General features: G+C 73.6%; 6 protein-coding genes and 1 pseudogene. 5 read left to right on the forward strand and 2 right to left on the reverse strand.

Going from position 1 to position 9702, the window contains the following annotated elements; all coding sequences use genetic code 11:
• Positions 1-243 precede the first annotated feature (243 nt).
• Positions 244-1242: a polyprenyl synthetase family protein gene (locus IF88_RS0109140; protein ID WP_037805597.1), complete on the forward strand. Its 999-nt coding sequence runs from the start codon at positions 244-246 to the stop codon at positions 1240-1242.
• A 157-nt stretch (positions 1243-1399) separates the two neighbouring features.
• Here IF88_RS0109140 and IF88_RS47205 read toward each other — a convergent pair whose 3' ends face one another.
• Positions 1400-1582, reverse strand: a complete 183-nt coding sequence (locus IF88_RS47205) for a hypothetical protein (RefSeq protein ID WP_199808044.1) — start codon at positions 1580-1582, stop codon at positions 1400-1402.
• Between the two features lie 180 nt (positions 1583-1762).
• On the opposite strand from IF88_RS47205, the gene IF88_RS43290 reads away from it, so the two are divergent.
• The 4 genes from IF88_RS43290 to IF88_RS0109160 all read left to right on the forward strand — a co-directional run bounded on the left by IF88_RS43290 (position 1763) and on the right by IF88_RS0109160 (position 8928).
• Positions 1763-5485 (forward strand): DEAD/DEAH box helicase, encoded by a 3723-nt coding sequence (locus IF88_RS43290; RefSeq protein WP_420710924.1) that lies wholly within the window; start codon positions 1763-1765, stop codon positions 5483-5485.
• Between the two features lie 52 nt (positions 5486-5537).
• Complete coding sequence (locus tag IF88_RS49570; protein WP_420710925.1) at positions 5538-5849, forward strand: hypothetical protein; 312 nt, start codon at positions 5538-5540, stop codon at positions 5847-5849.
• Positions 5850-6023: 174 nt separating this feature from the next.
• Positions 6024-7349: a helix-turn-helix domain-containing protein gene (locus IF88_RS0109155; protein WP_030709120.1), complete on the forward strand. Its 1326-nt coding sequence runs from the start codon at positions 6024-6026 to the stop codon at positions 7347-7349.
• Positions 7350-7404: 55 nt separating this feature from the next.
• Complete coding sequence (locus IF88_RS0109160) at positions 7405-8928, forward strand: aldehyde dehydrogenase family protein (RefSeq protein ID WP_030709121.1); 1524 nt, start codon at positions 7405-7407, stop codon at positions 8926-8928.
• A gap of 260 nt (positions 8929-9188) precedes the next feature.
• Here the strand turns inward: IF88_RS0109160 and IF88_RS0109165 are convergent.
• Positions 9189-9548: pseudogene (locus tag IF88_RS0109165) on the reverse strand (IS110 family transposase); the annotation flags it as partial.
• Positions 9549-9702: the final 154 nt, after the last annotated feature.

Genomic DNA, 9702 nt, shown 5'->3' on the forward strand with positions numbered 1-9702 from the left:
ACCGCGGTGGACGAAATGGGCGACGACCTTGATCCACGGCCATTACCGGGCAGTTCGCCGACGCCGGGCGGCCCGGCGCCACCGGCAGCAATAACCCATGATCGAAAAGATTCGGCCAGGCGGGCCGAAAATCGCTCTGGATCCCCTCCCTCCGGAATGATCGAATCGGCCCGTCACGCGGCTCAAAGGGCGCGCAGCTCACCCTTTCAGCCCATTCCACGACGGAGGCCGCTCTTGAATTCCATGTCGTACCTGGACCTGCACCGGGAAGTCGCGCAAGACATCGATGCGGAGATCGAAACCGCCCTGAAGCGGCTCGGTCCGCTGGCGGGCACCACACGGAACACGGTGGCCAAGCTCTTGGAGCAAAGGAAACTGAGACATCCCCTCTCGGTGCTGCCCCTGCTCACGCACGCCATAGAGACGGGAAATCCCGGGCCGGCCATCCCACTGTCCGCCGTGCACCTGCTGTGGTGGACCTCGGCCTGCTACCTCGACGACCTGGCCGACGCGGGAGGCGCGTCGATCTGCGGCGAGCTCACCGAGAACGAGGCACTGCTCGCCTCCGTCATCACCGGTAATGCGCTCCCCATTCAGATCGTCCTGTCGCAGGAACTTCCGGAGGAGGCGCGCAGCGCGCTGATAACGGAGATCCTGAACGGGTGGATCATCGGCGTCGACGGCCAGATCGACGACATGTGCGGGGACATCTGCAGCGCCTCGCGAAAATCGGTGATCGAGACGTATCGCGGCAAATCCGGCGCACCTTTCGGAATGATCACGGCCATGGCCGCGATATTCTCGGGCGCCACCGCGGAGAAGGTGGAGCTGTGGCGTGAATTCGGCTATGTCTTCGGCATCCTGTGGCAGATTTTCAACGACCAGGAAGACATCCTGTCCGGTCGCGACGAGGACCTGCTCAACGGCACGGTGACGTACCTCCTCGCCTCCGTGATCGAGGACGCCTCGCCCGCTTCCCGCGAGCACATGCTGGGGCTGTGCTCCGCGGCCGGGCGCTCGATTCCGGCCAGGACGGAACTCGCGAGCCTCCTGCGGGCGCCCGCCGCCCTCGACCGCTACCGGGCGGAGATCGACGGCTTCCGCGCGGAGGCCCATCGCATCCTGGACGAACTGGGCGGCGACGGGACCTACTTGCAGGTGCTCCGGCACCTCGTGGACCACGCCTCGCAGATGCTGCTCGAAGCGGACCTCGCGTCGGCCACCGCGAGCGACGCCGCCTGATCCCGCCGCCCGGGATCCCGCCGCCGGGGCGGGCCGCACCGAGACTCCCGCCCCGCGGCCGCACCTGCCGGGCTCCGCACCGCACCCGGAGCCCGGCCTCTCCATGGGGTGCCCGGGCGGGCCCCCGCGCCCTGAGCAGACGCTGTCCGTGCAGCCGTCAGCGGCCGATCTGCTTCCTGGACATGCCGCGCAGACGACGACGCTGGGAGGAGTCCAGCAGGAGGTAGGCAACGGCCGGCACTCCGATCAGGACCAGCAGACCGGGCCAGAACCCCACGGTCCAGAACAACACGATGGCTGCCACGACTCCGGCAACCGCGACCTTTCCGCTCGTGGACATCCGCGGACACCTCCTTCTGCCGTCGACCACTACCCCCTCAACGTGCCGCCGCGACCGCGCGTTCCCCGACACCCCAACGGTCTTCGGAGTCGGCCGGTTCACGGCCCGCCCCCGCCGCCGGGCCGCCGCGGTGGGGTACTCTCGGCCGCCTCGCCCCCAGTAGTCAACTTTGAGGAATGCGTGCGTCTCTCCGAGATCTCCGGCCTCTTCCGCCACTCCGCCGTCTTCCTCCCCGGCGACCCGGCCCGCACCGGCCGGATCGCCCTCTGGCCAGTGGACGGTGAGTCCGTCGACGCTGCCCGCCTCAGGGCCGAGGCCGGTGCAGATGCCGACGGCGTCGGCATCTGCACCGGCCTCGGCGTCGGCGTCGGCGTCGAGGAACTCACCGTCGTCACCCCCGACCTGCGCCGGACCCCCGTGACCGCGCTCGTGCTGCCCGTGGCCGAAGCCCTGCCCCTGCTCACGCGCGCCCGGGCCGCGGCGGCAGCCGATGCCGACACCGAGGGCTCCGGGGCGGCGTTCTGGGGCGCCGCCGCACTGCTGGCCCTGCGGCTCGCCGCGCGGGGCCGGCTCCTGCCCGGGCTGAGCGCCGCCGGCCACGACGCCTGGCGGATCGGCCCGCTGGAGGCGGCCGACCTCGACGAGGTCCGGGAACTGGCCGCCGCCATGCCGCCCGGCGCCCACTGCGTCCCGCTGGACGTGGACGGGCCGCCGCGGCTGCCCACCCCGGAGCCGCTGCTGCGTGCCTTCCTCGATGCCGTCGCCGACACCCTCCCCCGCTCCCCCGCCGCCGCCGAGGCCGCCGGCGGGCCCGCCTTCGCCGCCCGGCCACCGCGCCGCCACCCCGAGCTGCGCGACTGGGCCGCCGAGGTGGCCGCCGGCCATGACGCCGGGGTACGGATCTCCCTGCGGATCGAGCTCGACCAGAGCCTCGGTCACACCCCCGACCAAGCCCGCGACCAGGGCGGGGCCGGTCGAGCCCCCGCAGCGGGCGGGCCCTCCTTCCGTGCCGTCCTCCAGATGCACGGCCAGGCCGACTCCGCCCTGGTCGCCGATGCCGCAGACGTCTGGGCCGGATCCGGAGCCGCCGCGACCGCCTTCCCGCCCGGCGCCCGGATGGACGCCCTCCGCGCCCTGCGCCGCGCCGCCCGGCTGTGGCCCGCGCTGACCCCGCTGCTGGGCGCGGCCGTGCCGGACGCCGTCGAGCTCGCCGACGAGGAGGTCACGGAGCTGCTCGGCGAGGCCGCCGCCGCGCTGGCCGCCGAGGGGGTCCCGGTGCACTGGCCGCGCGGGCTCGCCCGCGACCTGCGCACCCGCGCCGTCGTGGGCTCCCCCGACCCCGCGGGCTCTCCCCACCCCTCGGGCTCCCCTCACCACGTGGGGGCCGGCCTCCCCTCCGGTCTGCTCTCCCCCGGGTCCCTGCTCTCCTTCAGCTGGCGCCACGCCCTCGGCGACCAGGGCGACCTCACCCGCGCCGAACTGGACCACCTCGCCGAGGCGAAGCGGCCCCTGGTCCGGCTGCGCGACCAGTGGGTCCTGATCGACCCCGCCGAAGCCCGCCGGGCCCGCGCCCACCAGGACCTCGACGTCGCGGCCGCGGACGCGCTGGCCGCCGTACTCACCGGGTCGGCGGAGATCGGGGGCAAGCGGGTCGACGTGGAGGCCACCGGTGTGCTGGAGCGGCTGCGTGCGCGGCTCACCGCCGATCCACCGGCCGACGACGACCTCGCCGCACCGCCCGAGCTGCGGGCCACCCTGCGCGACTACCAGCTGCGCGGCCTGCGCTGGCTGGCCCGGATGACCTCGCTCGGGCTCGGCGCCTGTCTCGCCGACGACATGGGCCTCGGCAAGACCGTCACCCTCATCGCGCTCCACCTGCACCGCAACCGGGAGGACCCCGCCACCGCCGGGCCCACCCTGGTGGTGTGCCCGGCCTCGCTGCTGGGCAACTGGCAGCGGGAGATCGAGAGGTTCGCGCCCGGCACCCCCGTACGCCGCTTCCACGGTCCCGGCCGCAGCCTCACGGGCCTGACCGATTCCGCCGGTTCCGGCGGTTCCGGCGGTTCCGGCGGTTCCGGCGGTTCCGGCGGTTCCGGCGGTTCCGGCGGTTCCGGCGGTTCCGGCGGTTCCGGCGGGTCCGGCGGTTTCGGCGCGCATTCCTCCACGGCCAAAGCCCTGCGCACCCTCCCGGCCCGCGCCCGCGTCGCGCTGACCGGCACCCCCGTCGAGAACAACCTCTCCGAACTGTGGGCCGTCCTCGACTGGACCACGCCCGGGCTCCTCGGCCGCCTCGGCACCTTCCGCTCCCGCTACGCCGAACCCGTCGAGAGCGGCCGCGACCCGCAGGCCGCGGCCCGGCTGTCCGCGCTCGTACGGCCGTTCCTGCTCCGGCGCAAGAAGTCCGACCCCGGCATCGCACCCGAGCTGCCGCCCAAGACCGAGACCGACCACACCGTGTCCCTCAGCCGCGAACAGACCGCGCTCTACGAGGCCGTCGTACGCGAGACCCTCGCCGCGATCTCCGAAGCGGACGGGATGGAGCGGCGCGGTCTGGTGGTCAAACTGCTGACCTCCCTCAAACAGATCTGCAACCACCCGGCCCACTTCCTCGGCGAGCACGGCTCCGGGGAGCACGGGGACCGGCGGACCGCCGGCGCCGGCGCCCGCTCCGGCAAGCTGGAGCTCCTCGACGAACTCCTCGACACGATCCTGGCGGAGGGCGGTTCGGTCCTCGTCTTCACCCAGTACGTGGCGATGGCCAGGATCCTGGAGAAGCACCTCGCCGCGCGCGGGATCACCTCGCAGCTGCTGCACGGCGGGACGCCGGTGCCGCGCCGGGAGGAGCTCGTCGACCGTTTCCAGGCGGGCGAGGTCCCCGTGTTCCTGCTGTCCCTGAAGGCGCGACTCCGTCCTCGCGGGCGGCGAGGGCGCGCTGACCGAACTGACCGATGCCGAACTGGCCGAACTCGTGGCGCTCCGCGCGCCCCACGGGGAGTGAGCGATGAACACCCGCGACCCGCAAGGGCGGCACGAGAAGACGTTCCCCGCGCTCCCGCCCGCCCCGGGCCGCGCCTTCGCCCGCACCTGGTGGGGCCACGCCTGGCTGCGCGCCCTGGAAGACAGCGCGCTCGACGGGCAGCAGGTCCGGCAGGGACGCCGGTACGCGCGCTCGGGCGCGGTGGGCGCGGTCTCGGTGCGCCCCGGCGGGCTCACCGCGGTGGTGCGCGACCGGGACGGCACGGCGCACCGCACGGACGTGCTGGTCCAGGAGTTCACGGAAGCGCAATGGGACCGGCTGCTGGGTCTGGCGGCCGCGGAGTCGGGGTACATCGCGGCGCTGCTGGACCGGGAGGTGCCGCCGGAGCTGGCCGAGGACGCGGCGGCCGCCGGGGTGGACCCGCTGCCCGACATAGGGGACCTCGATCCGCGCTGCGACTGCGGCGAGTGGGACCACTGCCCGCACACGGCCGCGCTCTGCTACCAGGTGGCCCGGCTGCTGGACGAGGACCCGTTCGTGCTGCTGCTCCTGCGCGGCCGGGACGAGCGGGAGCTGGTGGACGAGCTGGAGGAGCGGAGCACGGCGGGCGCGGCGGCCCCGCGGGTGCCGGCCGCCGACGCGGGTGTGCCGGCGGCGCAGGCGTACGAGGCGCAGGGACTGCTGCCGCCGCTGCCCCCGCCGCCCCGGCCGCCGGACGCGCCGGGGCAGCCGCCGACCCTGGACACCGAGGGCGAAGCCGAACCGGAACTCGACGTGGACGCGGTGGAGTTCCTGGCGCAGGCGGCCGCGAGCGAGGCGTACCGGCTGCTGGCGGAGGCGCTGGCTCCGGGCCACGCCGACCGCGCCGCGCCGGCCCCGCTCACGCTTGCCGAAGACGCCGTACGCCTCACGGCCGAGGCCGATGACGTCCGGGTCCGCTCCCGCCTGGCCGCGGCTACCGGACGCAGCCGGGCCGACATGCGGCTGGCCGTACTCGCCTGGGGCTTCGGTGCGGCCCCTGGCCTGGCGGCGCTGGAGGAGGACTGGACGCCGGACCGGACGACGCTGGCCCGTGCCCGGGCGGCCCTGGCCGCGGCCTGGGCGGACGAGGAGGCGCCGGTGCTCCGCCGGGTCCGCGCCCGCTGGACGGAGGCGGGTACCGGCCGCCAGCTCCGGCTGGGCCGGGAGGGGCGCTGGTGGCCGTACCGCCGCGAGGCGGACCGGTGGGTCCCGGCGGGCCCCTCGGCCCCGGACCCGGCCTCGGCACTGGAGGCCCGGCCCGCCGGGTGAGGCTTCGTCAAGAACCGGCCGACGCGGTACGGCAGGACCGGCCCGGCGGCCCGAGGGGTTGGCCGAGGTGGCGGGGAGGCGGTGGCCGGCGTACGGCTTGCCGGGGTCCGCAGCCGGTACGACGATGGAGCGCTCCGGAGCGCTCCGGGTTCCGCGGCACGACGGGAGGGTGACATGGGCGATCCGTCCGTGGCGTTGCCGGGCGGGGCCGATCCGGCCGTGCGCACGCGCGAACTGCGGCGGGCCCATGCGGCGTTCACGCGGGACGGGCGGGTCGAGGCGCCGGTCCGGGCGGTCATCGCGCGGTCCTGGCGGCGGTGTGCGCGGGCCCGGCTCAGCCCGGAGTGTGCGCCCCGGGTGGAGCTGGCGGAGGCGGAGCTGCGGTCGTACCGCGAGGAGCACCCGCTGGCCCGGGCGATGCCGCTGTTCCGGGACCTCGTCGGGGCCTTCGCCGCGCACGGGGCGCATCTGCTGGCGGTGTGCGACGCGCGCGGCAGCCTGTTGTGGGTGGAGGGCGAACCGGGCACGCTGCGGCGGGCGGAGCGGCTCGGTTTCGTGCCGGGTGCGCGCTGGGCGGAGACGGCGATGGGCACCAACGCGCCGGGTACGGCGGTCGCGGTGGGCGAGCCGGTGCAGGTGTTCGGTGCCGAGCACTTCAGCCGCCGGGTGCACCCGTGGACCTGTGCGGCGGCCCCTGTGCGGGATCCTCGGACGGGCAGAGTGCTGGGCGCGGTGGACATCACCGGCGGCGACGGCCTCGCCCACCCCCACTCCCTTGCCTTCGTGCAGGCGGTGGCCCGGGCGGCGGAGGCCCAGCTGACGCTGCTCGCCCCCGGCCCGCGGGCCGCCGGGGACAGCCTGACGGCCCTCGGCCAGGACGAGGCACTCCTGGTCACGGGCGGGCGCAGGATCCGGCTCGGCCGGCGGCACAGCGAGATCATGGCCCTGCTCGCGCACCATCCCGAGGGCTTGTCGGGCGAGGAGCTGGCGGTCGCCCTGTACGAGGACGAGTCGGTGTCACCGGTGACGTTGCGCGCCGAGATGTCCCGGCTGCGCGCCCTGCTCGGGCCCGGGGCGCCGCTCTCGCGCCCCTACCGCGCGGCCGGTCCGCTGGCCGCCGATTTCACCGCCCTGACCCGGCAGTTGGCGGCCGGAGCGGTCTCCGCGGCCCTCCACCACTACCCCGGGCCGCTGCTGCCGGCCTCCACGGCGCCCGGCATCGTCCGGCTGCGCCGGCGGATCGAGGACCAGGCGCGGGCGGCCGTGATCGCCCGGGCCGATGCGGGGCTGCTGACCGACTGGGTGTGCAGCCCGTGGGGCGCGGACGACCCGGAGGCGTGGCGGGCTCTGGCGGCGGCGCTGCCGCCGGCGGACCGGTCGGCCGCGCTGGCCCGCCTACGCGCCCTGGACCGTGAGCTCGGTGCGCGAGGGGACGGTGTGGCGGTGGCGGCGCGGCGTCGTGGACGGCGTGCAACGTATCCGCAACCTGCCGGCTCCTAGCCTCCGTTCGAGCGCCGTCCGACGGTGGCCGGCGCCCGGCAAAGGGGAGGACACCATGGCCCGTTACGCTGCGCCCGGTACCGAGGGGTCGCTCATGTCGTACGCGTCCCGCTACGACCACTTCATCGGCGGCGAGTACGTCGAGGCCGCCCGCGGCCGGTACTTCGACAACCCCTCCCCCGTCAACGGGCAGCCCTTCACCGAGGTCGCGCGCGGCAGCGCCGAGGACGTGGAGCGGGCGCTGGACGCGGCGCACGCGGCCGCGCCCGCGTGGGGGCGGACCTCCATCACCGAGCGGTCGACGCTCCTGCTGCGGATCGCGGACCGGATGGAGCAGAACCTGGAGTCCCTCGCCCTCGCCGAGAGCTGGGAGAACGGCAAGCCGATCCGCGAGACGCTGGCCGCCGACATCCCCCTCGCGATCGACCAGTTCCGCTACTTCGCGGGGGCGCTGCGCGCGCAGGAGGGGGCGCTCAGCCAGATCGACGAGGACACGGTCGCCTACCACTTCCACGAGCCGCTGGGCGTGGTCGGCCAGATCATCCCGTGGAACTTCCCGATCCTGATGGCGGTGTGGAAGCTGGCCCCGGCACTGGCCGCCGGGAACACGGTGGTGCTGAAGCCCGCCGAGCAGACCCCGGCGTCGGTGCACTACTGGCTGGGCCTGGTGGCCGACCTGCTCCCGGCGGGCGTGGTGAACATCGTCAACGGCTTCGGTGAGGAGGCCGGCAAACCGCTCGCGTCCAGCCCGCGCGTGGCGAAGATCGCCTTCACCGGCGAGACCGCCACCGGGCGGCTGATCATGCAGTACGCGGCCGAGCACCTGAAGCCGGTCACCCTGGAACTCGGCGGCAAGAGCCCGAACCTCTTCTTCGACGACATCTGGTCGACGGACGACGACCTACGCGACAAGGCCCTGGAGGGCTTCGCCATGTTCGCGCTCAATCAGGGCGAGGTGTGCACGAGCCCGTCGCGCGCGCTGATCGAGCGGGGCCGGTACGGGGACTTCCTCGACGCGGCCGTGGCCCGGACCGAACTGATCGTGCCGGGGCACCCGTTGGACACGGACACGATGATCGGCGCGCAGGCCTCCGAGGAGCAGCTGAAGAAGGTCCTGTCGTACGTGGAGATCGGCCGGCAGGAGGGCGCGAAGGTCCTCACGGGCGGCGCGCGCATCGACCACGGCGGCGATCTTGCCGGTGGCTACTACGTCCAGCCGACCATCTTCGAGGGCGACAACCGCATGCGGATCTTCCAGGAGGAGATCTTCGGCCCGGTGGTGTCGGTGACCTCCTTCCAGGACTTCGACGACGCCGTACGCATCGCCAACGACACGGCGTACGGCCTGGGCGCGGGCGTCTGGACCCGCGACATCAACACGGCGTACCGCGCCGGCCGCGCGATCCAGGCGGGCCGGGTCTGGACGAACTGCTACCACGCCTACCCGGCCCACGCTGCTTTTGGCGGCTACAAGCAGTCCGGCATCGGGCGCGAGACCCACAAGATGATGCTGGAGCACTACCAGCAGACGAAGAACATGCTGGTCTCGTACTCGCCCAAGCGCCTCGGCCTCTTCTAAGCCCACGAGAGACGGCGCCTGAGCTGGGCTTTTGCCCGGCATGCGCCGTCAGCTCGACCCGCTTCAAGCGATTCACGGTTGACACCGTTCCTCCCCGTTCCTCCCACCCATCTCCCGATCCCGGCCGACTCTTCCGGACCCGTCACGGACCAAACTCCCCTCGACCAGGGGCAGCTGCCGGAACAAGGTCTAGAGCCGCCCCGCGTCCTCGGTGATGCCGCGCTTGCGGCCCGCGTTGGTCATCATCAGCCGGAGCTTCCACGTCGGCAGCTGCGCCGCGTGCGGATGATGTTCGCCAAGACCAGAGCGTCGCCCGGGTCGGACTTTTTGCGGCTCACACCGTGCCGGTCCCGGTATCGGGAGGCGGCCATCGGGTTGACCGCGAAGATCTACCGCGGGCCGGTCCGCAGAGTGGCGACGAGCAGCCCGCGACTGGTCTCGATCGCTACCGGGATCGGCGACTCGGCATTGTCGCCGTGCTCGGCCAGGAGGTCGAGCAGGAGCTGGTAGCCGTCCAGGTCGTCGTTGATACGGCACTTGGCCAGCAGCTTGCCGGTGTGGCCGATGATCGCGACGTCGTGATGTCCCTCCGCCCAGTCGATCCCGCAGAACACGTCCATACCCTGCCCCTTCGCCGATGCTGTTCTTGCAGGCAGTACGCGGGCCGCACGGCGCACTAGTAGGGCTTTGTTAGCTGGCCTTGTCACGTTGGGCCTCTGGTAGTTCGCTGGTTGGTATGAGGGCTGGGGAGCTTGCTGCGGTTCGGGTCCGGTT

The organism is Streptomyces sp. NRRL F-2580 (assembly GCF_000720115.1).
Classification (GTDB): domain Bacteria; phylum Actinomycetota; class Actinomycetes; order Streptomycetales; family Streptomycetaceae; genus Streptomyces.